The 26,206-nt window shown below is 69.8% G+C and carries 26 protein-coding genes; 15 read left to right on the plus strand and 11 right to left on the minus strand.

Annotation, left to right across the window (positions count from 1 at the left end; all coding sequences use genetic code 11):
* The 3 genes from U870_RS0103860 to U870_RS0103870 all read right to left on the minus strand — a co-directional run.
* Positions 1-713, minus strand: a 713-nt coding sequence (locus U870_RS0103860; protein ID WP_025156094.1) for an SseB family protein, incomplete at its 3' end; no start/stop codon positions are given.
* Between the two features lie 22 nt (positions 714-735).
* A complete protein-coding gene (locus U870_RS0103865) occupies positions 736-1,572 on the minus strand; it encodes an amidohydrolase family protein (protein WP_025156095.1) in 837 nt (278 codons plus the stop codon).
* Between the two features lies 1 nt (position 1,573).
* Complete coding sequence (locus U870_RS0103870; protein ID WP_240183633.1) at positions 1,574-2,917, minus strand: alpha-L-fucosidase; 1,344 nt, start codon at positions 2,915-2,917, stop codon at positions 1,574-1,576.
* 102 nt (positions 2,918-3,019) lie between these two features.
* Here U870_RS0103870 and U870_RS0103875 point away from each other — a divergent pair, with 102 nt between their 5' ends.
* The 7 genes from U870_RS0103875 (at position 3,020) to U870_RS0103905 (ending at position 10,637) form a co-directional block, all read left to right on the plus strand.
* Entirely contained in the window at positions 3,020-4,384 is a 1,365-nt protein-coding gene (locus U870_RS0103875; RefSeq protein WP_025156097.1) for an alpha-L-fucosidase, read from the plus strand.
* A gap of 178 nt (positions 4,385-4,562) precedes the next feature.
* On the plus strand, positions 4,563-5,810 hold the full coding sequence (locus U870_RS0103880; RefSeq protein ID WP_240183624.1) for an ABC transporter substrate-binding protein: 1,248 nt from the start codon (positions 4,563-4,565) through the stop codon (positions 5,808-5,810).
* A gap of 4 nt (positions 5,811-5,814) precedes the next feature.
* Positions 5,815-6,801, plus strand: a complete 987-nt coding sequence (locus U870_RS0103885; protein WP_025156099.1) for a carbohydrate ABC transporter permease — start codon at positions 5,815-5,817, stop codon at positions 6,799-6,801.
* Positions 6,791-7,681: a carbohydrate ABC transporter permease gene (locus tag U870_RS0103890; protein ID WP_025156100.1), complete on the plus strand. Its 891-nt coding sequence runs from the start codon at positions 6,791-6,793 to the stop codon at positions 7,679-7,681. Before U870_RS0103885 ends, U870_RS0103890 begins: the two co-directional genes overlap by 11 nt.
* Positions 7,682-7,745: 64 nt before the next feature.
* Positions 7,746-8,870: a mandelate racemase/muconate lactonizing enzyme family protein gene (locus U870_RS0103895; RefSeq protein WP_025156101.1), complete on the plus strand. Its 1,125-nt coding sequence runs from the start codon at positions 7,746-7,748 to the stop codon at positions 8,868-8,870.
* A 2-nt stretch (positions 8,871-8,872) separates the two neighbouring features.
* Complete coding sequence (locus tag U870_RS0103900; RefSeq protein WP_043709393.1) at positions 8,873-9,853, plus strand: aldo/keto reductase; 981 nt, start codon at positions 8,873-8,875, stop codon at positions 9,851-9,853.
* Between the two features lie 58 nt (positions 9,854-9,911).
* Positions 9,912-10,637, plus strand: coding sequence for a GntR family transcriptional regulator (locus tag U870_RS0103905; protein ID WP_025156103.1), 726 nt, complete (start codon positions 9,912-9,914; stop codon positions 10,635-10,637).
* 38 nt (positions 10,638-10,675) lie between these two features.
* On the opposite strand, the gene U870_RS0103910 is transcribed toward U870_RS0103905, so the two are convergent.
* Positions 10,676-11,425 (minus strand): SDR family NAD(P)-dependent oxidoreductase, encoded by a 750-nt coding sequence (locus tag U870_RS0103910; RefSeq protein WP_025156104.1) that lies wholly within the window; start codon positions 11,423-11,425, stop codon positions 10,676-10,678.
* Between the two features lie 43 nt (positions 11,426-11,468).
* Positions 11,469-12,317, minus strand: coding sequence for a fumarylacetoacetate hydrolase family protein (locus tag U870_RS0103915; protein WP_025156105.1), 849 nt, complete (start codon positions 12,315-12,317; stop codon positions 11,469-11,471).
* A gap of 141 nt (positions 12,318-12,458) precedes the next feature.
* On the opposite strand from U870_RS0103915, the gene U870_RS0103920 reads away from it, so the two are divergent.
* The 7 genes from U870_RS0103920 to U870_RS24600 all read left to right on the plus strand — a co-directional run bounded on the left by U870_RS0103920 (position 12,459) and on the right by U870_RS24600 (position 20,518).
* The gene (locus U870_RS0103920; protein ID WP_025156106.1) at positions 12,459-13,751 is read left to right on the plus strand and encodes an enolase C-terminal domain-like protein; all 1,293 of its coding nucleotides are present in this window, start codon (positions 12,459-12,461) and stop codon (positions 13,749-13,751) included.
* 22 nt (positions 13,752-13,773) lie between these two features.
* Complete coding sequence (locus tag U870_RS0103925) at positions 13,774-14,103, plus strand: L-rhamnose mutarotase (RefSeq protein ID WP_025156107.1); 330 nt, start codon at positions 13,774-13,776, stop codon at positions 14,101-14,103.
* Between the two features lie 52 nt (positions 14,104-14,155).
* Complete coding sequence (locus U870_RS0103930; protein WP_025156108.1) at positions 14,156-15,346, plus strand: ROK family transcriptional regulator; 1,191 nt, start codon at positions 14,156-14,158, stop codon at positions 15,344-15,346.
* Between the two features lie 150 nt (positions 15,347-15,496).
* On the plus strand, positions 15,497-17,044 hold the full coding sequence (mmsA, locus tag U870_RS0103935; protein ID WP_025156109.1) for a multiple monosaccharide ABC transporter ATP-binding protein: 1,548 nt from the start codon (positions 15,497-15,499) through the stop codon (positions 17,042-17,044).
* A gap of 2 nt (positions 17,045-17,046) precedes the next feature.
* On the plus strand, positions 17,047-18,390 hold the full coding sequence (gene mmsB, locus U870_RS0103940) for a multiple monosaccharide ABC transporter permease (RefSeq protein WP_025156110.1): 1,344 nt from the start codon (positions 17,047-17,049) through the stop codon (positions 18,388-18,390).
* A gap of 48 nt (positions 18,391-18,438) precedes the next feature.
* Complete coding sequence (locus U870_RS0103945; protein WP_025156111.1) at positions 18,439-19,533, plus strand: substrate-binding domain-containing protein; 1,095 nt, start codon at positions 18,439-18,441, stop codon at positions 19,531-19,533.
* A gap of 274 nt (positions 19,534-19,807) precedes the next feature.
* Positions 19,808-20,518, plus strand: coding sequence for a GntR family transcriptional regulator (locus U870_RS24600; protein WP_025156112.1), 711 nt, complete (start codon positions 19,808-19,810; stop codon positions 20,516-20,518).
* Here U870_RS24600 and U870_RS0103955 read toward each other — a convergent pair.
* From U870_RS0103955 to U870_RS0103970, 4 genes are all read right to left on the minus strand, one after another.
* Positions 20,505-20,888, minus strand: coding sequence for a hypothetical protein (locus U870_RS0103955; RefSeq protein WP_025156113.1), 384 nt, complete (start codon positions 20,886-20,888; stop codon positions 20,505-20,507). The genes U870_RS24600 and U870_RS0103955 overlap by 14 nt on opposite strands.
* Positions 20,889-20,932: 44 nt before the next feature.
* Positions 20,933-21,238, minus strand: coding sequence for an AzlD domain-containing protein (locus U870_RS0103960; RefSeq protein ID WP_025156114.1), 306 nt, complete (start codon positions 21,236-21,238; stop codon positions 20,933-20,935).
* Positions 21,235-21,975: an AzlC family ABC transporter permease gene (locus U870_RS0103965; protein ID WP_025156115.1), complete on the minus strand. Its 741-nt coding sequence runs from the start codon at positions 21,973-21,975 to the stop codon at positions 21,235-21,237. The genes U870_RS0103960 and U870_RS0103965 overlap by 4 nt, the downstream gene beginning before the upstream one ends.
* A gap of 71 nt (positions 21,976-22,046) precedes the next feature.
* Positions 22,047-22,601: a TetR/AcrR family transcriptional regulator gene (locus U870_RS0103970; protein ID WP_025156116.1), complete on the minus strand. Its 555-nt coding sequence runs from the start codon at positions 22,599-22,601 to the stop codon at positions 22,047-22,049.
* A 90-nt stretch (positions 22,602-22,691) separates the two neighbouring features.
* Here U870_RS0103970 and U870_RS0103975 point away from each other — a divergent pair, with 90 nt between their 5' ends.
* Positions 22,692-23,963 (plus strand): MFS transporter, encoded by a 1,272-nt coding sequence (locus tag U870_RS0103975; protein ID WP_025156117.1) that lies wholly within the window; start codon positions 22,692-22,694, stop codon positions 23,961-23,963.
* On the opposite strand, the gene U870_RS0103980 is transcribed toward U870_RS0103975, so the two are convergent.
* Both U870_RS0103980 and U870_RS0103985 read right to left on the minus strand, forming a co-directional pair.
* Positions 23,947-24,972, minus strand: coding sequence for an NADPH:quinone reductase (locus tag U870_RS0103980; protein ID WP_025156118.1), 1,026 nt, complete (start codon positions 24,970-24,972; stop codon positions 23,947-23,949). The two genes, U870_RS0103975 and U870_RS0103980, sit on opposite strands and share 17 nt — an antisense overlap.
* A gap of 19 nt (positions 24,973-24,991) precedes the next feature.
* Positions 24,992-26,179: a MarP family serine protease gene (locus U870_RS0103985; RefSeq protein ID WP_025156119.1), complete on the minus strand. Its 1,188-nt coding sequence runs from the start codon at positions 26,177-26,179 to the stop codon at positions 24,992-24,994.
* Positions 26,180-26,206: the final 27 nt, after the last annotated feature.

Consider the following 26,206-nt stretch of genomic DNA (forward strand, 5'->3'; position numbering starts at 1 on the left):
GACGGGCCCGCCGGGTCGAGCAGGAGGCCCGTGTAGCCGTCTTCGCGGGCGACGCGGGCGACCGCCGCGATGGTGGTGCCGCGGGCGGTGAGGGCGGGGGACCAGACGAAGACCTCGGCGGGGGAGGTGAAGACGGGGTGCAGGAGGGCGCCGTCCTGCCCGACGGCGGACGGGATCGCGCCCTGGCCCTCGTCGAGGCCGACGTAGACGACCGGGGCGGCGGTTGCCAGCGCGAGGAACGCGGGCCACGCGAGGTCGCGGTCGACGAGGGCGTTCTTCAGTGCGGCGTTGCGACCGGGCTCGTCGGTCACCTGGGCGCGCAGCTCGTCGGCGTAGGCGATGAGGAGGGCGTCGTCTCCCGGGTCGAGGGCGAGGCCGTCGGCGCGGGACATGGCCTCGGCGAGGACCGACCAGGCCGGCTGCGCGAGCGACCGGAACTCGGCGCCGCCGTGGTAGGCGGCGAGGCGCTCGTTGCTCGTGAAGGCGACGAGGAGGTCTTTGCCCGCGGCATCGGTCTGCTTGGCGAGCGCCAGGGCGTCCCCGGGCTGGAAGCCGGCGCTCGGATCGGCGAAGACGGAGGCGCTGATGTCGAGCAGCAGCTCACCGGCGACGCACTGCCGGAGCACGTTCGAGAAGGTGCGGGCCTCCTTGCGGTCGGCCCACGCCTCCAGCGCGGTCTGGACGGGGACGTTGCGGACCAGGCGATCGTTCACCCGTCCAGTATCCCCGAGAGGCTCAGCGCTCGCCGAGGCGGTAGACGCGCTCCGCCGTCCCGCCCAGGATCTCCGTCCGTTCGCCCGGGCTCAGCCCGGCGATCAGCTCGGAGACCGTGTCCCAGGTCTCGGCGTACGGCCCGGCCAGGGTGGAGACCGGCCAATCCCCGCCGTACAGCACCCGCTCGGCGCCGAAGGCAGCCAGGGCGTGCTCCACGAACGGACGCAGGTCGGAGGCCGGCGCCATCTCGGTCGCGCCGAGCGTCGTGAGGCCGGAGAGCTTGACGGCGACATTGGGGCGCTCCGCGAGCGCCGTGAGCAGCCCGGCCCACGGCTCCCGAGAGGCGGCGCCGACCGGCGGAGTGCCCAGGTGGTCGATCACGAGCTGCAGCCCGGGCAGGTCGTCCGCGATGGCGATGGCGTGCTCCAGGTGGCGGGGGAGCACGCCGATCACGTCGAAGGAGAGGCCGCGCTCGGCGAGCACGGCGAGGGAGCGACGCACCGGCGGCTGGCCGAGCCAGTCCGGGTCGGGTTCGTCGTGGATCAGGTGCCGGACGCCGACGAAGGTCGGATGCGCGCTCCACTCCTCGACCTGTCGGGCGGCGGCGGACGGCACGAGCAGGTCCGCCCAGGCGACCACACCCGCGACCCGCGGGGAATCTACCGCGAACATCGCCGCCGAGTCCTCGACGGAGTTCGCGGCCTGGACGAGGACGACACGGTCGACGCCCGCCTGCGCCAGCTGCGGCTCCACCTCGGCGAACGCGAAGGTGCGGTCGATCGGCGCGAGGGCGGAGGTCAGCCAGGGATACTCGACCCGCTCGAGGTCCCAGAGATGCAGGTGGGCGTCGACCGTCATCTCAGTCGGCCAGGTCGAAGCGGACGAGGACGGGACCGGCGATCGTCGGCTCCGGGAGAGTCGCCACGAGGGCGTCCCCGTCGCGGGTCACCGCCAGGGGAGTGCCGTCGGCGAGGCGGGCGCTCGCCGCATCCACCGCCGTCGAGACGCCGGTGACGCGCACCTCGCCGGTCGCGTCGACGAACGCGTTCGCCGTGCCGCCCGTGCGCGTCCAGCGCACCCACGGCGCGTCGGACGGCCCTGCGACGGAGGCGTCGAGCGGGCGGCTGCCGAAGACGGCGTCGCCGTTCACCGCGTTCCAGTCGGCGAGGTGCTCGAGGGTGCGACGCTGCAGGTCGGGCACGGTGCCGCGTGCGGTGAGGCCGACATTGAGCAGCAGGTTGCCGCCCCGGGAGACGATGTCGACGAACGACGCGACAGCCGCCGGGCCGCTGAGCAGGTGCCGCTCGTCCTCCTGCGTGTTGTGGCCGAACGAGTAGCCGATGCCACGGCAGTTCTCCCATGTGCCGGAGCCCTCCACGTGCGTACCGTTCTGGTATTCGCTGGTGCGGAAGTCCCAGTGGGTCTCGCCCCAGCGGTCGTTGGCGACGCCGTCGGGGCTGGCCGCGTAGAACTTCTCGAACAGGTTCTCCATGCTGAACGGTCCGGATGGCTTGCCGGCATCGGGCCACTCGATGTCGCCCCAGAGCACGTCGGGGGAGTAGCGGTCGATGAGGTCGACGACATGGTCGTAGGCGTATTCGGCGTAGGCGGCGTCGACCGGGCGGCCGAACTCCTGGCCCTCGTCCGTGATGGGCGGCAGCTGGGAGAAGTGCCAGTCGAGGCCGCCGGAGTAGTAGACGCCGAAGCGCAGGCCGGCGGCGCGGGTGGCCTTCTCGAACGCGCCGACCAGGTCGCGCCGGGGGCCGCGGGCGACCGTGTTGCGTCCGTCGGTGCCGGGGGCGTCCCAGAGCGTCACTCCGTCGTGGTGCTTGGTGGTGGGGACGAAGTAGCCGGCCCCGGTGCTCTTGACGAGGGCGAGGAACTCCTCGGGGTCGAACTCCGCCGGATCCCACTGGTCGATGAAGTCGTCGTAGGGGGCGCCGCCGTAGACCTCGCGCTGGTGCTCGGCCGCGGGGCTGTCCTCGATGCGGATGGTGTTGTAGTACCACTCGGCGTACGGGTTGTGGGCGAACCAGTACTGCTTCTCGATGGTGCCGAGTTCGCCGATCGGCTCTGCCCAGGCGGGCACGGAGTAGGGGCCCCAGTGCACGAAGACGCCGAGCTTGGCGTCGGTGAACCAGTCGGGGGTGTCGCGCTCGAATCGACGGTAGTTCTCGGGGCGGACGGGGTCGTGAGTGAACATTGCCACGCTCGGATTCTCCTTCTTCATCGAATGGATTGTGAGGGTCGCCCTCTTCACATATCCTATAGGCAATAGCCATTCGACTCAAAGGAGAGCAACGCTGTGACCACCGCGCTTGTCGCCACGCCTGATTCGTTCGTGCGCCCGCCCGACTTCACACTGCCGGGAGGGGAGTGGTTCATCGGGGCGGGATTCGGCTTGTTCGTGCACTGGGACCACGCCAGCCAGCAGGGGATCGAGATCTCCTGGCCGCTGGTCGGCCGTTCCATCATCCCCGGTTCCGACGCCGTCGAGGACTTCGTGACCGTCGAGGAATACCAGTCGAGCGCTCCCACGTTCAACCCGGTCGAGTGGGATGCCGTCGCGCTCGCGCGTCTCGCCAAGCGAGCGGGAGCCCGCTACGTCGTGTTCACGGCCCGACACCACGCCGGCTACTCGATGTTCCACACGGCGCAGTCCGACTTCGGCATCGAGAACTCTCCGTTCGGACGCGACGTGACCCGCGAGTTCGTCGAGGCGATCCGTGCCGAGGGGATCCGCGTCGGCATCTATTACAGCCTCCCGGACTGGAACCACCCGGACTACCCGGCCTTCACCATGGCGGACCGTCCCTATGCCGAGGAGCACTGGCCGGCGGCCGGCGACCCGGCGAACGCGGGCCTGCCGATCGCCGTGGACACGCACCGCCGGTCGACGCCGGAGCAGTGGGCGCGCTACCAGCAGTACCTGCGGCGCCAGCTCACCGAGATCCTGACGGACTACGGCACCATCGACCTGCTCTGGTTCGACGGCGAGTGGGAGCGCACCGAGGAGGAGTGGGACAGCGCGGGACTGCGCGCCCTGATCACGTCGCTCCAGCCCGACGTGGTCATCAACGACCGCCTGCCCGGCCAGGGCGACTACACGACCCCCGAGCAGGGCTTCCCCGTCACCGCCCCGTCGGGCCCGTGGGAGCTCTGCCTCACGATCGGCCAGATGTGGGCCTGGCGCCCCGGCGACACCAAGAGCAAGAGCACTACGTCGCTGATCACCACGCTGATCGAGGTGGCGAGCCGAGGGGGCAACCTCCTGCTCAACATCGGGCCGAAGGGCGACGGGAGTCTCAACGAGTCGCAGGTGGCGACGCTCGAGGAGATCGGCGCATGGATGGATGTGCACTCCGAGAGCGTGGTGGACGTGTCGCCCACGCAGGGTGTCGACTTCTACGGCCCCTCGACCGCGCGACCCGGCACGCTCTACCTGCACCTCGTCCTGCGCCCGATCGAGGAGGTCGTCGTGCGCGGCATCCCGGTCGGGCGGGTTGCCGGGGTGCGGCTGCTCGCGACCGGCGAGCAGCTCCCCTACGAGGTGAACCTCGAGGTGCACGAGCAGCCCGCACCCGGGCAGGAGCCGCTCGGCGAGCTCCACATCCCGGCGCCCCGGGCGTCCGGCGCTCCCATCGACGTCATCGCGATCGATTTCGCGTAGACCGAGAGGCCTACTTGACCGTTCCCGGGCGAGCCCTTATGCTCCGAGTAACCTATATCATAGACCCTATAGGATCCAAGAGACTCCGGACTCGACGAAGCCGTCCCCCCGGAGGCCAGCGGATCGGCAGGCACGGTAGGCGATCACAGTGATGAATCCAATGAAGGAGGCACAGCAAGTGACACCACGAAACACGCGCAGAGCGGTCCGAATCGGAACCGCCGTCCTGATGGCCGGCGCCCTCGCCGCCCTGGCCGGGTGCTCCGGCGGCACCGGCGGATCGGACGCCAAGGGGCCCATCACCATGTACACCTGGGTCAGCAGCCAGAGCGATCGCGATCAGTGGCAGGGGTTCATCGACCTCGGCAAGAAGGTCGACCCCAGCCTCGACGTCACCATCGAGGGTCCGAGCTTCAACGACTACTGGACCAAGGTCAAGACCCGCCTCAGCGGCTCCAACCCGCCCTGCCTGCTCACCACGCAGGCCGCGCGCGCCCAGGAGCTCTCGGGACTGCTCATGCCGCTCGACGACCTGATCAAGAAATACAAGCTCGACACGTCGGCGTTCGACTCCTCGATGCTCAAGGGTATGACGGTCGACGGCACCATCCGCGCCATCCCCTATGACGCAGAGCCGATCGTCCTCTACTACAACAAGGACGCCTTCACCGCCGCAGGGCTCGACCTCCCGAGCACCACCTACACGCGCGAGCAGTTCCTGGCCGACGCCAAGAAGCTGACCACCGCCGACCACAAGGCGCTCGCCATCGCACCGGGCTTCTTCATCCCGAACGCGTGGGCCATCGCCGACGGCGCGGAGGCGGTCAAGAACGGCAAGCTGGATCTCACCAACTCGAAACTGGTCGATCAGGTGCAGTCGTACTTCGACCTGGTGAAGACGGACGGCATCGCGAAGGCTCCGGAGGCGGCCGACGCCTCCGACGCCTCGCAGGCGGCCTTCACCTCCGGTGCGGTCGACATGCTGATCGAAGGCCCGTGGATGTACGGGACCTTCGCCGACGCGGCGAAATTCGACCTGGGAGTGACCATCGTTCCGAGCACCTCGGGAGAGGCGCACGGCATGACCGCCGGCTCCGGGTTCGGCATCGCGAAGAACTGCAAGAACCCCGACGCGGCGTTCAAGGCCATCGTCGCGATGACCGACACCAGTGTGCTCAAGGGACAGGCCGAGAAGCGCGGCATCGTCCCCTCCCGCGCCGACGCGCAGTCGGCCTGGGCAGAGGGCAAGTCGCCGGAGGCCTACGCCGCCGTGCAGGCGCTGCTGAAGAACGCCACCGCGCAGCTCACCACGCCCACCTGGAACCAGGTGGAGACCTTGTTCACCCAGTACGGCGTCGAGGGCTACCGGGGTGACAAGAGCGCCAAGGACGTGCTGAGCACGATCCAGAACTCGGTGGGGCAGTAGCCGCATGGCCTCCCCGCTGATCACGGGTGCCGCCGTCTCGAAGGAGACGGCGGCACCCGCCGCGCCCGCGACGCGGCCGTTCCACGTACCCCACCCCACCCCGCCGCGGAAGGGCGGCAAGAAGCGCCGTGGCGACGGCCTCACCGCCCTCGCCTACCTCTGGCCCGGGCTCGCCGGCTTCGTCTTCTTCATCGTCGTTCCCCTGCTGGGCTCGCTCGTCATCAGCCTCTTCGAGTGGCCGCTGTTCGGCTCGCCGACGTTCATCGGGCTCGCCAACTACCAGAAGCTGTTCTCGGACCCGACGTTCTACACGGTCCTCTTCAACACGGTGATCTTCGCGTTCGTCTACACCGCGCTCAACCTGGCGCTGGCGCTGGCGATCTCGCTCTGGCTGAACACCCGGGTCAAGTTCGCCGGATTCTGGCGGGTCATCTTCTTCCTGCCCGCCATCACGCCGATGGTCGCCAACGCGCTGGTCTGGCGGTTGCTGCTCAGCGACAACGGCATCGTGAACTCGACGCTCGCCTCGATCGGGATCGACGGGCCGAGCTGGCTCTCCGACTCCCGCTTCGCCCTCGCCTCCGTGATCGCGATGTCGGTGTGGCAGTCGTTCGGCTACAACGTGATCGTGCTCTCGGCCGGCCTCGGCGGCATCCCGAAGGAGATCCTCGAGGCGTCGCGGATGGACGGCACCAACGCCTGGCAGCGCCTGAAGTCGATCATCCTGCCGATGCTCTCGCCGTCGCTGTTCTTCACGATGACGATGACGATGATCGGCGCCTTCCAGGTGTTCGTGCAGCCGCAGATCCTGACGCAGGGCGGACCGGGCGAGTCGACCAACACGTTCGTGCTGTACCTCTACCGCAACGGTTTCGTCTTCGACCGGCTGGGCTACGCGTCCGCCCTCGCGTGGATGCTGTTCGTCGTCGTCATGCTCATCACCGCGCTGCAGTTCGCCGGTCAGAAGAGGTGGGTCAACTATGACAAGTGAGTCCGTCCGCACCCCCGAGCGGGTGCGACCGAAGCCGCGCATGCGCCCCGCCCAGAGGGTCGTCGTCGCCAAGACCTGGCTGAACACGCTCGTGCTCGCGATCGTCGCGCTGGCGTTCACCTTCCCGTTCATCTGGATGTTCTTCTCGGCGCTCAAGCCCGAGAACGAAGTGTTCTCGCCCACGCCGTCGTTCATCGGCTCCGAGGTGAAGTGGTCCAACTTCGTCGACGCGTGGACCCTGGTGCCGTTCGGCCGATTCATCTTCAACGGCTTCTTCGTCGCGATCTGCGGCGCCCTGTTGTCGGTGATCGTGGCCGTGCTGAGCGCGTACGCGTTCTCGCGCCTGCGGTTCAAGTACCGCGACCGCATCTTCCTGCTGTACGTGTTCACGCTCGTGCTGCCGCAGGAGGTGCTCGTCGTCCCGCTGTTCATCATGATGAACCAGCTCGGGCTGGTCGACACCTACGTCGCCCTGATCGTGCCGTTCGCGTTCACCGCGTTCGGAACGTTCCTGCTGCGGCAGTTCTTCCTCACCATCCCCATCGAGTTCGAGGAGGCCGCGATCATCGACGGAGCCTCCCGGTTCCGCACGCTGTGGTCGGTGCTGCTTCCTCAGCTCGCGGCTCCGCTCTCGGTGCTCGGCGTCTTCTCGTTCGTCGGCTACTACAACTCGTACCTCTGGCCGTTGATCATCATCAACAGTCAGGACCTCGCAACCGTCCCGCTCGGCCTCTCGATGTTCACCGGCGAGCACGGAACGCAGTGGAGCCTGATGATGGCCGCCTCCACCCTGGCGATCATCCCGTCGCTGATCATCGTCGCCGTGCTCCAGCGCCAGCTCATCAAGGGCGTCGCGCTCGGCGGCTTCGGCGGCCGCTGACGCCCGGGACCCCGCCCCGCCTCGCCGCCCGGCGTCGCGCCGACCGAACCAGAAAGCAGAACCGATGACCCTCGCCCCGCCCGTCGCCCGAACCGCGGCCAGCGGCACCATCGTCAGTGCCGACGCCTGGCTGAGCGACCTCGCCGTGGAGACCGTCCGCACCGACGCCGTGCAGTCCTTCCTCAAGCAGGAGACGATCTTCGTGCGGCTGCGCACCGCCGGCGGCGCCGAAGGACTCGGCTACAGCTACACGATCGGCACCGGCGGGAGTGCCGTGCTGAGTCTGCTGCGCAGCACCCTCCTCGACGTCGTGGTCGGGCTCGACGTCAATCGGCCCGAGGAGGTGTGGCGCGCGATGTTCTCATCGACCAGGGCCACCACGGTGGGAGCCATCACCTCCCTCGCGCTCGCCGCCGTCGACACGGCCGTGTGGGACGCCCGCTGCGTCGCGGCCGGGCTGCCCCTGTGGGTGGCCGCGGGAGGCGCGCAGCCCAGCATCCCGCTCTACGACACCGAGGGCGGGTGGCTGCACTTCTCGACGGAGGAGCTCGTCGCCCAGGCGCTCGAGTCGCGTGCCCGCGGGCTCGGCGGGGTCAAGATCAAGGTCGGCAAGCCCCGCGGCCACGAAGACTACGAACGTCTCGCCGCCGTGCGGGACGCGGTGGGCGACGCCCTGGACATCATGGTCGACGCCAACCAGTCGTTGACGTCGGCGGAGGCGATCCGCCGGGCGGCGCTGTTCGAGAAGCTCGACATCTTCTGGTTCGAGGAGCCGCTCCCGGCGGAGGACCTCGCCGGGCATCGCCGCCTGGCGCAGTCGACGAGCGTGCCGATCGCGGTGGGCGAGTCGATGTACTCGGTCGGGCAGTTCCGCGAGTACCTCCAATCCGGTGCCGCCGGCATCGTGCAGGTCGACGTGGCACGCGTCGGCGGCATCACCCCCTGGCTGAAGGTCGCTCATCTCGCGGAGGCGTTCAACGTCGCCGTCGCCCCGCACTTCCTGATGGAACTGCATGTCTCGCTCTGCTGCGCCGTGCCCAACGCGCTCTACCTGGAACACATCCCTCAGCTGCGGGCGATCACGACCGCCGAGATGACCATCCGGGACGGGCACGGTGTAGCCTCCGACGAACCGGGTCTCGGCATCCGCTGGGATCTCGACGCGATCGAGGACAGGCGGGTGGCGTGACGATGGCGCAGACGAGCAGGCGGCCGTTCGGCCGGGCCGGGCTGGAGGTCGGACCGATCGGCTACGGTGCCGCGGCCCTCGGAGACCTGTACGAACCCCGCCCGGCGGACGAATGGCCGCGCATCGTCCCCACGGCCTGGAGCGCCGGCATCCGGTACTTCGACACCGCGCCGCACTACGGCGTCGGACTCTCGGAGGAGAGGCTCGGCGCGGGGCTGCGCGGGCTCTCCCGCGACGACTACGTGCTCTCGACCAAGGTCGGACGCGTGCTGGAGCCGAACCCCGACTACCGTCCGGGCGACACCGACATCGCGAACCTGTTCGCCGCCCCGGCCACGCTCCGCCGCCGGATGGACTACTCGCGCGACGGCGTGCTCCGCTCGGTCGAGGACTCCCTACGCCGGCTCGGCGTCGACCGCATCGACGTGCTCTTCGTCCACGACCCGGACGAGCATGAGCGGGAGGCGCTGGAGGGCGCGTTCCCGGCGCTCGACGACCTGCGTTCGCAGGGTGTCATCCGCTCCTACGGTGCCGGGATGAACCAGTCGGCCATGCTGACCCGGTTCGTGCGCGAGACCGACCTCGACATCGTGATGTGCGCGGGCCGCTACACCCTCCTCGACCATGCGGCCGAGGCGGACCTGCTCCCGGCGGCCGCCGAGCGTGGCGTCTCGGTGGCCGTGGCCGCGGTCTTCAACTCCGGCATCCTCGCGACCGAGCGGCCGGTCGCCGACGCGAAGTTCGACTACGGCGCGGCGCCCGCCGCCCTCGTCGAGCGCACGATCGCCATCGCGGACATCGCCGCCCCGTACGGCGTCACCGTGCCGCAGCTGGCCGTCCAGTTCCCGCTCCGGCACGCCGCGGTCTCGACGGTGGTGATGGGTGCGGACTCGGCCGGCCAGATCGAGAGCAATGCCGCCCTCGCCGACACCGCCGTGCCGGAAGACCTCTGGGCGGAGCTCTCCGCGGAAGGGGTCCTGTGAGGCGGATCCTCCATCCTCTATCCTCTTGGCACGACTCCCCGCGATCTAGGATGTGCACATGAGCATCGAACCCGACATCACGCAGGACGTGCGGGGCGAGCACTTCCTGCCCGCGCGCCGGGCGCTCGCCGACGACGTCTACGACGCCGTCCTCGGGCTGCTCATGGACCAGGTCATCGAGCCGGGGAGCCGGGCCAGCATCGACGGCATCGCCCGTCAGCTCGGGGTGTCGCCGACGCCGGTGCGCGAGGCGCTCGCCCGTCTCGAGTCCGAGGGGCTCGTGGTCAAGAAGGCCTTGAAGGGCTACACCGCGGCCCCGCTGCTGGACAGCGACGGACTCCGGGAACTGTTCGAGATGCGGCGGCTGCTCGAGCCGTACGCGACCCGCAACGCGGCCGGCGGGATCGAGGAGGGCACCCTCGACCAGCTCGGCGAGCTCTGCGAGGCGATGCACCGCAGCGGCGCAGCGGCGCACACCGGCGAGGACCGCTTCAAGGACTACAAGGACTTCGCGAACCAGGACGCCGAGTTCCACCGGATCATCGCGGAGCACTCGGGCAACGTCCTGCTCTCCGATGCGATCTCCCGGCTGCGCTCGCACATGCACCAGTACCGCATCTATTTCACCCACGGGGTCGTCGACGAGACCTCGGGCGAACACGAGGCCGTGCTGGAGGCGCTGCGCAGCGGGGACGCGGCCGCGGCCGAGGCCGCGATGCTCGATCACATCACGCGGTCGTACCACCGCATCGCGAGCAGCCTGGAGGCCGTCGAGGCGGAGTAGTCGCCCGCCTCCGCGCCGACCCGGCGGCCGCCCGCGGCTCAGCGCCGGGGGCGCAGCGAGTACATGCCGCCGTCCACGGCGAGGATCACGCCGTTGGTCGAGCCGGAGGTCGGGGAGGCCAGGTAGGCGACCGCCTCCGCGACCTCGTGCGGCTGGACCAGCCGGCCGCTGGGCTGTCGCGCCGCGAGAGCCGCCCGCTCGGCGTCGGGGTCGGTCGCCGAATCGAGCAGGCGGCCCACCCACGGAGTGTCGGCCGTCCCAGGAGCGACGGCGTTGACGCGGATCCCGAGCGGCAGGCAGTCGGCCGCGATGGCGAGGGTCATCGCCGAGATCGCGCCCTTGGAGGCCGAGTAGAGCACCCGCTGCGGCAGGCCCGCCCAGGCGGCGATCGAGCTCGTGAAGACGATGGCGGGCGCCGGCGACTCCCGCAGATGGGGCAGGGCGTGCCGCACCGTCCTGGCAGAACCGACGACGTTGACGTTGAGCACGCGCGCCCACTCGTCGTCGTCGTTGGCCGTGATATCCCCTTGCGCGCCGATGCCCGCGTTGGCGACCACCACGTCGAGGCGACCGGCGTCGGCGAGGACCGCAGCGACGGCGTCGCGCACGGAGCCGTCGTCGCCGATGTCGCAGCGGATGCCGGTGTGCGGCGCGGGCACTCCCGACGGGTCGAGGTCGAGCGCGTAGACGCGGGCGCCCTGCGCGGCGAGCTCGTCGGCGATAGCCCGACCGAGGCCGGAGGCGCCGCCGGTGACCGCGGCCACCAGGCCGTCGAAATGCTGGGACATCGATGTCTCCTTCGTGTCGGGGAAAGGTGGTCGCGCGGGACGGTCAGGCGGGACGGACGGTACTGCGCTGCGTTCCCAGTCCCTCGATGCCGACCTCGACCTCATCGCCGGCCGCGAGGTACGGGAACCGCCCGGAGAGCCCGACTCCTTCCGGGGTGCCCGTGTTGATCAGATCGCCCGGCTCGAGGACGGTGAACCGGCTGAGCCGGTAGACGATCTCGGCGACGGAGAAGATGAGGTCGCTGGTGCTCGAGTCCTGGCGGGTCTGCCCGCCGACCCGGGACCACAGCCGCAGTCCGGAGCCGTCGCCGACCTCCGCGGTCGGCACGAGCCAGGGGCCCAGCGGGTTGAACGTCTCGAAGCTCTTGCCCTTGCTCCACTGCCCGAGCGACCGCTCGAGCTGGTACTCGCGCTCCGACACGTCGTTGGCGACGGCGAAGCCGGCGATGTGCTCCAGGGCCTCTTCGGGCGAGGAGAGGTAGCGGGCGCGTGTGCCGATGACGGCGGCGAGCTCGACCTCCCAGTCCGTGGTGGTGGAGCCCGGCGGCAGCAGGATGTCGTCGTTCGGTCCGACCACCGTGTTGGGGTGCTTGTAGAACACGACGATGTCCGTCGGCGGCTCGGCGCCGGATTCGCGGGCGTGGGCCGCGTAGTTCATGCCGATGCAGATGACGGCCTGCGGGCGGGCGATGGGCGCGCCGACGCGGAGGCCGGCGGCGTCCAGCACCGGGAGCGACCCGTCCGTCGCAGCGGCAGCGGCGCGCGTGAGGCCGTCCGCGGAGAGGAAGGCTCCGTCGATGTCGGCGGTGAGCGGGCGCAGATCCCACGTCGTCGTGCCGTCGGTCACGGCCGGGATCTCCGCGCCGGGTGCGCCGAGTCGCATGAATCGCATCGAGGGTCCTTTCGCTCGGGTGGGGTCGTCGTCATCCTATTGCTATTTCCTATAGGAATTCAACGAACGAGATCGAGAGCGTTGGTATTGTCACCTATATCCAATAGGATGTTGTCGACAGCCGAACGAAAGGACAACGGCGTGAGCATCGTCACCGGCTTCGAGACCTTGGACGTGCGGTTCGAGACGTCCGCCCTGCTCGACGGGTCGGACGCGATGAACCCCGACCCGGACTACTCGGCCGCCTATCTCCGCGTGACCACCGACGCGGCCGACGGTCACGAGGGTCACGCCTTCGTCTTCACCATCGGCCGCGGCAACGACGTGCAGGTGGCCGCCATCGAGGCCGTCGCCCACCGGGTGATCGGCCGTGAGGTGGAGGACATCCTCGGGGACCTCGGCGCGTTCTGGCGCGAGTTCGTCCACGACTCGCAGCTGCGCTGGCTCGGCCCCGAGAAGGGCGTCATGCACATGGCCATCGGCGCCGTGGTGAACGCGTTCTGGGACCTCGCGGCCAAGCGCGCCGGGCTGCCGCTGTGGCAGCTCCTCGCGCGGATGACGCCGGAGGAGATCGTCGCGCTGGTGGACTTCCGCTACCTGAGCGACGCGCTGACCCGCGAGGACGCACTCGAGATCCTCCGTCGAGCGGCGCCGGGGCGGGCGGAGCGGGAGGCCGACCTGATCGCCCTCGGCTACCCCGGCTACACGACCACGCCCGGCTGGCTCGGCTACTCCGACGACAAGCTGCGCCGGCTCGCGCGCGAGGCGGTCGAGGACGGCTTCGAGCAGATCAAGCTGAAGGTCGGTGACGACCTGGACGACGACATCCGTCGCCTCGGCATCGCGCGGGAGACCGTCGGGCCGGGCATCCGGATCGCGATCGACGCCAACCAGCGCTGGGACCGCGATCAGGCGATCGAGTGGATCCGCGCGCTCGAACCGTTCGACCTCGCCTGGGTCGAGGAGCCCACCAGTCCCGACGACGTGCTCGCCCACGCCGCGATCGCGCGTGCCGTCGCGCCCGTCCCGATCGCCACCGGAGAGCACGGGATGAGCCGGGTGCTGTTCAAGCAGCTGCTCCAGGCCGAGGCGGCCTCCATCATCCAGATCGACTCCACCCGGGTCGCCGGCGTCAACGAGAACATCGCGATCCTCCTCCTGGCGGCGAAGTTCGGCGTGCCGGTCTGCCCGCACGCCGGTGGTGTCGGGCTCTGCGAAGCGGTCCAGCACTTCTCGATGTTCGACTACGTGGCGGTCTCGGGCTCTCAGGAGGGGCGCATGATCGAATACACCAAGCATCTGCACGAGCACTTCGTCACCCCTGTCGAACTGCACCGTGGACGCTACCGTGCTCCGCTCACGCCGGGGACCGGCATGGAGATGCTCCCCGCCTCGCTGCGGGCGCACGAGTTCTTGCCGACCCTGGTCGACTGACGACCCCCGCGAAGGATTCCGCATGCGCATCGCCCTCCACTCCGTGCTCCGCGACGGCCACGAGACCGCCTACGACCAGGATCACGCGGTCATCCCGGACGACCTGGCCGCCTCGTTCGCGCGCCTGGGCATCCGGGACTGGTCGATCTGGCGCAGCGGCCGAGACCTGTTCCACCTCGTCGAGTGCGACGACTTCGCCGCGGCGATGGCGGCGCTGGAGGACGACCCGGCCAATCGGCGCTGGCAGGAGTTCATCGGACGGCACGTCGATCACTTCGAGCAGTTCGGCGGCGGCGTGGCCGATCAGGAGCTGCCGCTGGTCTGGGAACTCTCTCAGCAGAGGGACAGCTGACCGTTACGTTCACAGCTTGACTCCAACCCGAGGATGATTCACGCTTATCCCTATGACCGCCACTCCGGGCCTCGTGCCCCGTGGCGCTCGCAATCCCGGGTCGCAGGGCGCACTGAGGCACCTGAACCAGGAGCGGCTCGTCGAGTTCCTGCTGGCGAACGGTCCTTCCACCCAGGCTGAGCTGGCGCGCGGGACGGGGCTGTCCACCGCCACTGTGTCCAACATCGTCCGGGACATGGCCGTCAAGGGCGTCGTCACCACCACGCCGGTCACCTCCAGCGGGCGGCGGGCGCTGCTCGTGCAGCTCACCGACACCGGCGACATCGCGGTGGGCGTCGACTTCGGCCGCCGGCACGTGCGCATCGTGCTCTGCACCCTCGGCTACGAGGTGCTCGCCGAGCAGGAGCTCGTGCTGCCCCTCGGCTACGACGTCGCCGGGGCCATCGTCGACGCCTCCGGCCTCCTGGACCGGATGCTGGCGGAGGGCGGACACGACCGCGAGTCGGTGCTCTCGGTGGGGATCGGCATCCCGGGCCCGATCGACCGCCGGACGGGAACGGTACTGCAGGGCGCCATCCTGCCCGAATGGGTCGGGGTCAACCTCCGCGACCTCGAGAACGCCTTCCGCTTCCCGGTCGTGCTCGACAACGACGCGAACCTGGGCGCGCTGGGCGAGGTCACCTGGGGCGCGCATCGCGGGGCCCGCAACATCATCTTCGTCAAGATCGGGTCCGGCATCGGCGCGGGGCTCATCCTCAACGGTCTGCCGTACTACGGCTTCCTCGGGATCACGGGCGAGCTGGGGCACACACCGGTCGTCGATCCGGGGGTGATCTGCCGCTGCGGCAACCGCGGCTGCCTGGAGACGGTGGCCTCGACCACGGTCATGATCGAGTCGCTCGGCCGCAACGGGACCGAGCCCGTCACGACCGCGGACATCCTGCGCCGCGGCCTGGAGCGCGATCCGGCCGCTCTGCGCGTGGTCGGAGACGCCGGTCAGGCGATCGGCCAGGCGATCGGGAGCGTCACCAACGTGATCAACCCCGAGCTGGTGCTGATCGGCGGCCCGCTCGTGGGCCTGGGGGAGGCGCTGCTGGAGCCCATCCGTCGGGGCATCCAGCACAACGCGATCCCGATCATCGCCGAGACCACCACGGTGAGCGTGTCGTCCCTCGGCGACCGCGCGGAGTCCCTGGGCGCTGCAGCCCTGGTGATCCAGAACGCGCTCGCCGGCGCCGAATAGCGCGACGCCGGACGGGAGCACCGTGCGGGTCGCGCCAAACCGTTACCGTCTCGTTGTCTTCACTATTTGACGCCAAGACCAGACATAGCGTTTACTACTTAGGCGCATGACCGAACATGCGTGGCAGGAATCCGAAACCAAGGAGCGACGATGTCGTCGAACGCAGTCATCCTCGAGATGCGCGCGATCACCAAGGAGTTCCCCGGTGTCAAGGCGCTGGAGGATGTGTCCCTGACCGTCAAGGCCGATGAGATCCACGCGATCTGCGGCGAGAACGGCGCGGGCAAGTCCACCCTCATGAAGGTCCTCTCGGGCGTGTACCCGTACGGGACGTACTCCGGCGACATCGTCTACCAGGGCGAGGTCATGCGGTTCAAGGACATCAAGTCCAGCGAGCAGCAGGGCATCGTGATCATCCACCAGGAGCTCGCCCTCATCCCGGAGCTCTCGATCACCGAGAACATCTTCCTCGGCAACGAACCGGGCCGCGGCGGCGTCATCAACTGGAACGAGGCCAAGCAGCGCGCGGTCGAGCTCCTCGCCCGCGTCGGCCTCTCGGACGACCCCGAGACCCAGATCAAGAACATCGGCGTCGGCAAGCAGCAGCTGGTCGAGATCGCCAAGGCGCTCAACAAGTCGGTGAAGCTGCTCATCCTCGACGAGCCGACCGCCGCGCTCAACGAGGCCGAGTCCGCCCACCTGCTCGACCTGATCCTGGGGCTCAAGAGCAAGGGCATCAGCTCGATCATCATCAGCCACAAGCTCAACGAGATCGAGCGCGTCGCCGACGAGATCACGATCATCCGCGACGGCCACAGCATCGAGACGTTGAACGTCAAGGCCGACGGCGTCGACGAGGACCGCATCATCCGCGGGATGGTCGGCCGCACGCTCGAGAGCCGCTTCCCCGAGCGCACGCCCGACATCGGCGAGACCTTCTTCGAGGTGCGCGACTGGGTCGTGCAGCACCCGCAGGTCCCCGACCGCCTGGTCGTGAAGAACTCCAGCTTCACCGTCCGCCGCGGCGAGATCGTCGGCTTCGCCGGCCTCATGGGCGCCGGCCGCACCGAGCTCGCCATGAGCGTCTTCGGCCGCTCGTACGGCAACTTCATCTCGGGCGAGATCTACAAGGACGGCCAGCAGATCCAGGTGCGGAACGTCTCCGACGCGATCCACAACGGCATGGCCTACGTGAGCGAGGACCGCAAGGTGCTCGGCCTCAACCTCCTCGACGACATCAAGCAGTCGATCGTCGCGGCCAAGCTGACGAAGATCGCGAAGCGCGGCGTCGTCGACGACCTGCAGGAGTACGCGGTCGCCGAGCAGTACCGCAAGAGCCTGCGCATCAAGACGCCGGACGTCGACCGCGGCGTCAGCACGCTCTCCGGCGGCAACCAGCAGAAGGTCGTCCTGGCCCGGTGGATGTTCACCGACCCCGACCTGCTGATCCTCGACGAGCCCACACGCGGCATCGACGTCGGCGCCAAGTACGAGATCTACGGCATCATCCAGCAGCTCGCCGCGCAGGGGAAGGGCGTCATCGTCATCTCCTCGGAGCTCCCCGAGCTCCTCGGCATCTCCGACCGGATCTACACGATCTTCGAAGGTCAGATCACCAACGAGTTCCCGATCGCGGAAGCGACCCCCGAGACGCTCCTGAAGAGCATGACATCCGCCAAGAAGAGGGTGACCGCATAATCATGACCACACAGATTCCCGAGAAGAAGAAGTCCGGGGGCATCCGCGACCTGGGCAAGATGTTCGGCAACGGCCAGTCCACCGGACGCCAGTTCGGCATCCTGGGCGCCCTCGTCGTCATCGTGGTGCTCTTCCAGATCCTCACCGGCGGCAAGACGCTCGACCCGGTGAACCTCATCAACCTGGTCAACCAGAACGCCTACGTGCTGATCCTCGCGATCGGCATGGTCATGGTGATCATCGCCGGCCACATCGACCTGTCGGTCGGCTCGGTCGCGGCGGTGGTCGGCATCGTGGTGGCCCAGGCAATGACGCAATGGAACATGCCCTGGCCGCTCGCCATCGTGCTCGGTCTCGCGATCGGCGCCGTGATCGGCGCCTGGCAGGGCTGGTGGGTCGCCTACGTCGGCGTCCCCGCGTTCATCGTGACCCTGGCCGGCATGCTCATCTTCCGCGGCCTGAACCAGTTCATCGGAAACGCGAACACCATCCCCGTTCCCGACGGCTTCACCTTCATCGGCGGCGGCTTCCTGCCCGAGTGGGGGCCGGACACCGGCTTCAACAACTCGACCCTGCTGCTCGGTCTCGTGATCGCCGTTGTGATCGTGGTCCTCGAGATCCGCACCCGTCGCAACCAGACCAAGATGGGCTCCGAGAAGGCGCCGCTCTGGGTGAGCGTGTTCAAGGTGATCGTGCTCGACGCCGTCGTGATCTACTTCACCTTCCTGTTCGCCAGCGGTCGCGTCGGGACCTCGTTCCCGGTCTCGGGCGTCATCCTCGGCATCCTGATCATCCTGTACTCGTTCGTGACGCGCAGCACGATCTTCGGCCGTCACATCTACGCGGTCGGCGGCAACTGGCACGCGGCGGAGCTGTCCGGCGTCAAGATCAAGCGGATCAACTTCTTCGTCATGATGAACATGTCCGTGCTCGCCGCGCTGGCCGGCATGATCTCGGTGGCCCGCTCGGTCTCCTCCGGCCCGCAGGACGGCCTCGGCTGGGAGCTCGACGCGATCGCGGCCGTCTTCATCGGTGGCGCCGCGGTCTCGGGCGGCATCGGAACGGTCGCCGGCTCCATCGTCGGTGGTCTGGTCATCGCCGTCCTCAACAACGGCCTCCAGCTGCTCGGCGTCACCACCGACAAGGTCCAGATCATCAAGGGCCTCGTGCTCCTCATCGCGGTCGGCATCGACGTCTACTCCAAGCGTCGCGGCGGACCCTCCTTGATCGGCCGGATGTTCGGCGGCGGCAAGAAGCAGGAGGCCGACGCCGTGGGCGCCGACCAGCCCGCCGTCGTCCCCGCCGACGACTCCGCCGAGGCCTCGTCCCGTTCACTGACGAACTGACTTCCACCTCCCACCTGCACCATCCAACACACAGAAAGTAGAAACGCCATGCGCAAATTCGCACTCGCGACAGTGGCTGTCGCAGCTGCCGCCGCGCTCGCCCTGACGGGTTGCTCGAGCCGTGACGGCTCGTCCGGCTCGTCGACGGCTGCCGGCTTCGACAAGGGCGCCACGATCGGCGTCGCCCTCCCGACCAAGACGTCGGAGAACTGGGTGCTCGCCGGTGACCTCTTCACCAACGACCTCAAGGACGCCGGCTTCAAGGGCGACGTGCAGTACGCCGGTGCCTCGGGCGCCGTCGCCGACCAGCAGTCGCAGATCCAGTCGATGATCACCAACGGCGCGAAGGTCATCATCATCGGTGCCGTCGACGGCGGCCAGCTCGCGGCTCAGGCCAAGGCGGCCCACGACGCCGGCGCCGTCGTCATCGCGTACGACCGCCTGATCCTCAACACGAAGGACGTCGACTACTACGTCGCGTACGACAACGAGAAGGTCGGCGAGCTGCAGGGCCAGGCCCTCCTCGACGGCATGAAGGCCAAGTTCCCGGACAAGAAGACCTACAACATCGAGCTGTTCTCCGGTTCGCCGGACGACGCCAACTCGAAGGTATTCTTCGACGGTGCGATGAAGGTCCTCCAGCCGAAGATCGACGACGGCACCCTGAAGGTCGTCTCGGGCCAGACCGACATCAAGCAGACCGCCACCCAGGGCTGGCTGCCGGCCAACGCGCAGACCCGCATGGACACGCTCCTCGCGGCCAACTACGCGTCGACCGAGCTCGACGGCGTGCTGTCGCCGAACGACACCCTCGCCCGCGCGATCATCACCTCGGTCCAGGGCGCCGGCAAGCCGGTCCCGGTCGTGACCGGACAGGACTCCGAGGCCGAGTCGGTCAAGTCGATCATGGCCGGCATCCAGTACTCGACCATCAACAAGGACACCCGCGCGCTGGTCAAGCAGGCCGTCGCGATGGTCACGTCCCTGCAGAAGGGCGACAAGCCGGAGATCAACGACCCGACGTCGTACAACAACGGCGCGAAGGTCGTCCCGGCTTACCTGCTCACCCCGGTCGTCGTGACCAAGGAGAACGCGGCGGAGGCGTACGCCAACGACCCGACCCTGGAGCCGCTGACCAAGTAGCACCAGCCCGACCGCCACGGCGGGACGGCGAGAAGGGCCGGAGCGACGATGTCGCTCCGGCCCTTTCGGTATCCCCCTGGTTCCGTCCCCCTGGCCGGAAGTCTGCGTCCAGACTATGAGCGGGCGGGAACGCGGGACATCGGGGTCTCCACGGATTCCGGGCACCGTGTGCGCCCGTACCGGATGGTCGGTTTTGTGGAATCCTTCGATATGAGGTAAACATATATCAGGGTATCCGCATCCTATTCGACCTCACCCGGCGAAAGAGCACGATATGACCCTCGACAGCGCCCTCGCCCTCGCTCCCGTCTCACACCTCGTCCCGTCGCGGGCGGCCGACCGCCGCCTCCTGCGCAACGACGTCTTCGAACTGATGCTGGAGCGCATCATGGACGGCACGCTCGAGCCGGGCTCCCGGCTGAAGGACGCGGAGCTCACCGACTGGCTGCGGGTCTCGCGGACGCCCGTCCGCGAGGCCCTCGGACGGCTCGGCACGATCGGACTGGTGGAGAGCTCGCCCAATCGCTACACGATCGTCGCGCCGCTCGTCGAGCGGGAGGTGCGCGACGCGATCGACGTCCTCCGGCGCCTGTATCCCGACGCGGTCCGCGACGGCCTGGCGCACCTCGACGACGATGCCGAGCTCGAGATCGGTCTGCTGGCCGGCCGACTGGAGCGCGACGAGGATCAGCACCCGGTCGACGTCTTCCTCCGCATCGTGCGGGTCGTTCTCGATGCCGTTCCCAACGGTGTGCTCATCGAGACCATCGACACCGTCCACCTGCGGGTGCTGCGCTACCTCCGGCTGCGGCCGGAGACGGCGGGGGCGCTGCCGCGGGAGCGGGTGCTCGCGTTCGCCGCAGCACTCGGCGACCGCGACGAGCAGGCGGCCGGGATCGTCGAGGAGATGCTCGACCGGACCGAGCGCCTGCTCGATCACGCCGCGGACGCCGACCCCGTCGGAGGCGCGCTCAGCGAGCGCTGACGACGGCGGGGGAGGCGGTGCCGCGCATGGCCGCCCGGTAGAAGCGGACGAGCTCCGCCGCACGCGGGCGCTGGGCGGCCATCGCGGCCGCGTCCACCCGGCGTGAGGCCATGTGGTGCCGCCACGACTCGGCCGCGCAGCGGTAGTCCCAGGCCACCCGTGCGGCGGCCTCCAGGGTCCGGCACCAGCCGATCAGCTCCCGCTCCGGAGAGGCCGCCGCCCAGGTGACGACCCGGAACCAGACGTCCGGCCGGGCCGGGTCGCCGAACGTGAAGCGACGGACCACCGCATACGCGGCGCCGGCCGCGCCCTGGCGCAGCACCCACTCGGTGGGGTGGGCGTTCGCCACGGGATGCCAGGATGCGGTCACGGCGAAACTGTACGAAACGCCGCCGACACCGCGGGCGGTTCCCGTCAGGTGAGCAGTCGGATGAGCGCCGCCACCAGTGCCGCGGCCGGCACGACGACGATGAACGGCACGCGCAGAGCGTAGAGGCCCGCTGCGATCGCCACGGCGGGCAGGCGCGCGTCCAGTTGCAGCGACTGGCTGGCGCCGAAGGTCTGCACGGCGATCAGCGCAGCGAGGAGCGCGGCGGTGAGCAGATCGCTGACCCGCGCGACGGTCGGGTGGTCGAGCGCCTTCGGGGGCACGAGCCAGCCGACGGCCTTGAGCGCGAGCACGGCGATCGACCCGAGCAGGATGATGTTCCACGTGGTCACGGCTCCACCTCCCTCTCCATCGGGATGGCCTCGGGGTGCGGAGGGTCGTCGCGCCGCCCGAACAGGTTCAGCACGCCGACCACGATGGCCACGACGGCGGCCGCGAGGACCGGCAGCCCGGGCAGCAGGAACGGCGTCAGCAGGGTCGCGACGAATCCGGCGGCCACGGCGACGGCCTGCGTCTGCCGGGCTCGCAGCCGCGGCCAGAGCAGGCCGAGGAAGGCGGCGGCCGCGGCGGCGTCCAGGCCGTAGGCGCGCACGTCTCCGATCAGATTGCCGAGGAGTGCGCCCGCCAGGGTCATCAGGTTCCAGCCCACGTAGACGACGAGCCCCGTGACCCAGAACCCCATCCGCTGCGCCCGCGGGTCCGTCTGCGCCGTGGCTACCGCCGTCGACTCGTCGATGGTGAGCTGCACGGCGGCGGCTCGGCGCCAGAATCCCCGGCCGATGATGCGGGAGAGCCGCAGTGCATAGAACGAGTTCCGCACGCCCAGGAGGGCCGCACCGGCGATCGCCGTCCCGCCGGCCGAGGCGCCGCCGGAGGCGAGCACGCCGATCAGCGCGAACTGCGAACCGCCGCTGAACATGACCAGGCTGAGCACGCAGGCCTGCCAGACGTCGAGTCCGGAGGCCGTGGCCAGGGCGCCGAACGAGATCCCGTAGGCCGCGGTGGCGAGTCCGACGGCCCATCCCGAGCGGGCGGCCGCGCGCACCTCGGGGGAGCGGTCGTCGGCCATCCTGCGAGACTAGCGCGCCTGCGCGGGTTCGGCGTCTCGCGCGGGCGGTCAGGGTGCCGGGCCGGGTGGCTCTACTGGAAGAGCCGCGCGACCACCTGATCGGCCGTGCGCTCGTCGAGCGTCCAGGGCAGGAAGATCACCCGGTACACGATCGGCGCGATGACGACGTCGATCACGTCGTCGACGCTGAACGGGGCGTCCGGATGCCGCTGCAGCAGCATCCCCGCTTCGGCGCGACGATTGCGGAGGCAGTCGGACTGCCGCTCGCCCGCGCTGGAGGCGCCGCCGCGCAGTAGTGCGGCGTTGACGGGCTTGCTGTAGTGGGCGACGATCTCGCGCGCCCAGCCGACGAGGTCGTCGTGCAGGTCGTCGGTGCGGGGGATGGGACGCTCGGGGTCGAGGCGGTACGTGGCGATGTCGTTGATCAGGGTGGGCAGGTCGCCCCAGCGGCGGTAGATGCTGGTCGGGTTGACGCCGGCCCGTTCCGCGATCATCGGGACGGTGACCCGTTCGCTGCCCTTCTCCTTCACGAGCTCCTCGACCGCGGTGCGCACGTTGTGGATGACTGCCGCGCTGCGGCCCCCGGTGCGCTTGGGGGCGGCCTCGTCGATCGTCGGTTCGGACATGGGAATAGCTTAAAGCAAATCCGCTTGCTTTAACTCGTTCGAGGTTCTAGAGTCCACTAAAGCAAACATATTTGCTTTAAGGAGGCAGTCATGACCACAGCGGATGAGCTCTGCGCGACCGGGTCCACTCCCGCCGTGCCCGGCGCCGCACGCGCAGCGCGTCGCCCGTTCCGGCTGCGTCCGGCCACAGCCTTCGCGGGGACGGCGCTCGCCTTCGTCGCGGTGGCGCTCGCCGTCGGCGCGCCGAGCCCCCTCTTCGTGCTCTACGAGCAGGAGTGGGGCTTCGCCCCGTGGCTGCTCACGGTCGCGTTCGCCATCTACGCGGTCACCCTGCTCATCACGCTGCTGGTGGCCGGCTCGCTCTCGGACCACATCGGCCGCCGTCCCGTCCTGATCGGCGCACTCGCGCTGCAGGTCGTGGCGATGCTGATGTTCCTGTCCGCGTCCGACATCGGCTGGATCATCGCCGCCCGCTCGGTGCAGGGTGTCGCCACCGGCGCCGCCATGAGCACCTTCACGGCCGCACTGGTCGAGTTGGCCCCGGAACGGCAGAAGAAGCTCGGCGCGACCATCGGGAGCACCGCCCCCGTCGGCGGCCTCGCGCTCGGCGCCCTCTTCGCCGGTCTGGCCGTCCAGTTCGCCGCGGCGCCGACGACCCTCGTCTTCGTCACCCTCGCGCTGCTCTTCGCCGCCGGCATCGTCGTCGTGGCGGCCTCGCCCGAAACCGTCGGCCGCCGTCCCGGCGCGGTGCGGTCGCTGATCCCGCGCCTGGTCATCCCCCGGGCCGCCCGCAGCGAGTTCGTCGGCGCCATCCCCCTCTTCCTCGCGACCTGGATGCTGGCCGGACTCTTCATCGGACTCTCGCCGACGATCCTGCACGGCGTGTTCCATCTCGACAGCGGGCTGCTGAACGGCGCGATCGTCGCGGCGCCGCCCGCGGTCGGCGCCGTCGCCGGGCTCGCCCTGACCCGCGCTCCCGCGCGCCGGACCACCGTGTGGGCGATGGCCGCGATCGTCGTCGGCATCGTCCTGGCCGGCGTCGGCATCGCCGCCGCGGTGCTGCCGCTGCTCTTCGCCGGCGCCGTGGTGGCCGGCGCCGGATTCGGGGCGGGCTTCTCGGCGATGCTCCGCCTCCTCGCACCCCTCGCCCCGAACGACAAGCGCGCGGAGCTGTTCGCCGGGATCTTCCTGGTCAGCTACCTCGCCTACGGCGTGCCCGCCCTGATCGCGGGCGAGCTCATCGCCACGGTCGGGCTCCTCCCGACCGTGCTCGGCTACGCCGTCGCGATCGGGGCGGTGGCCGTGGTGGCGCTGATCGTGCAGGCCGCGCGTGCCCGGCGCGAGGTCAGTCCAGGTCGATGAGCACCTTGCCCACGATGCCGCCCTCGACGGCGTCGTGGGCGGCGGCGGTGCCGGCCAGCGGGAACCGGGTGAGCGGGAGTCCGTGCTCGGCGCCGACCGGCAGCGCTCCGTCGGCGACCGCGGCCGCCACGGCACGCACGGCGGCGTCCTTCACCTCCGTCGCGGTCGTGTAGGTCAGCACGAACTGCCAGCGCAGGTTCTTCGCCATGCTCGGCCGGACCGGGATGCTCACCTCGGTCTCGCCGGGGCTGTCGGCGTAGATCGCGATCGTTCCTCCGGTCGCGGCGACGCGCACATCGAGGGCGACGTTCGCCGTCGGATTCACCTCGACCACGATGTCCACGCCGCGGGGAGCCAGGGCGCCGATCGCCTGGGCGGTGTCCGAGTCCCGGTAGTCGACGATGTGGTGCGCCCCGGCGGCGCGGGCGAGTTCGGCCTTCTCGTGGCTGCTCACCGTGGAGATCACGGTCGCGCCCGCCCAGACCGCCAGCTGGATCGCCGCATGACCGACTGCGCCCGCGCCCCCCGCGACGAGGACGGTGCGCCCGGCGAGGCTGCCGGGCGCGAGTTCGCCGGGTGCATGCTCGTACGCGGTCAGCGCGCGATGGGCGGTGAGCGCGGGGATGCCGAGGCTCGCTCCCACGTCGAAGCCCACCTCGTCCGGCAGCGCCACGACGTGGCGTACGGGCAGGACGACGAGCTGCTGGGCGGCGCCGTCGGGTCGCTGGTAGGCCGCGTCCCACACCCAGACGCGATCGCCCGGGCGCAGGCCGGTCACGCCGTCGCCGACCTCGTCGACGACACCGGCCCCGTCCTGGTTCGGGACCTGCGGGCGGGGGAGTGGAGCGGGATCGCCGCCGCCGCCGCGCCGGGACTTCCAGTCGGTCGGGTTCACCCCGGAGACGTGGATGCGTACCCGCACCTGGCCGGGGCCGGCATGCGGCTCCTCCCGCTCGCCGAGCACGAGCACGTCGGAGTCGCCGGTGGAGGAGTAGCTGACAGCCTGCATGCCCCTAGCCAACCACGGGTCAGCCCGCCGAGCACGCCCCCGAGCTGATCGGGGCGCTTCCGACGGAGGAGAGCACGGGCCGCAGCTCCGACAGGGTGAGCGCGTACCCGGTGTCGGGGTCGACGGTCGACCGGGCGAACACGACGCCCACCACATCCCCGGCCGAGTCGAGGAGCGGTCCGCCGGAGTTGCCGGGGCGGATGGTCCCGCGCAGCGCGTAGATCTCACGGTCGACCGAGCCGCTCTGGTAGATGTCGGTGCCCCGGGCGACGAGCTGGTCGCGCACACGCTGCGGGCTCACCGTGAACGGACCGTCCCCCGGGTACCCCACGGCGTAGGCCTGAGCGCCCGAGGAGAGGTCCTGCCCGATGTCGAGCGCCGGCGCCGAGAGCCCGGTCACGTCGAGCACCGCGAGGTCGCGCGACGGGTCGAAGGCGACAAGGGTCGCGCGGTCGACCGTGTCGCTGCCGGACTCGCGTACGACGATGGACGACGCCCCCGCCACGACGTGGGCATTGGTGACGACGCGGCCGCGCTGCACCACCCAGCCGCTGCCCTCGGAGTCGACGCCGCAGGCAGGCTTGGAGGCGAGCACGGTGACGACGGACCGCTCCGATGCCGAGATGTCCGCCGGCACCGAAGGGTCGGGAGCCGAGATCGTCTTGATCGACTCGTCGCCCTCGAAGACCTTCGGCAGCCCCGCGCTGGCGAGCGCGTCGTCCATCGCGCCGAGCACGGTCGACGACGGCACCGGCGCGATGCTGTTCAGGGTGGCGACGACACGGGAGGCGTTCGCGGCCTGGACGACGGTCGCCAGACTCGTCGACAAAGCGAAGCCGGCGACCAGCCACACCACGACGGCCCAGGTGGCGAGTCCGAGCACGGCGCCGACCAGGGAGTCGAGCCAGCGGATCGGCCCCCGGCGGAGCACCTTGCCGATCAGGGCGGCGATGCCTCCGGCGATGGCGTAGATCACGCCCGCGCAGACGAGGATGACCACGCCGGCGACGATCGAGCGCTGGGTGACCCCGGTGAGACCGTACGCGACGCCCCAGCCGACGACGGTGGGTGCGAGGAAGAGCCCCAGTGCGACGCCGCAGCCGAGGCCGACGAGCGAGCCGGCCGCGCGGATGGCGCCGTTGGTGTAGCCGGCGACCACGGCAAGCACGCCGAGCACCAGCAGCACGACGTCGACCACGATCTCCACGTGCCCCACGATGCCGCACGATGCTGG

This window comes from Leifsonia aquatica H1aii (assembly GCF_000633535.1).
GTDB classification, from domain to species: domain Bacteria; phylum Actinomycetota; class Actinomycetes; order Actinomycetales; family Microbacteriaceae; genus Leifsonia; species Leifsonia aquatica_A.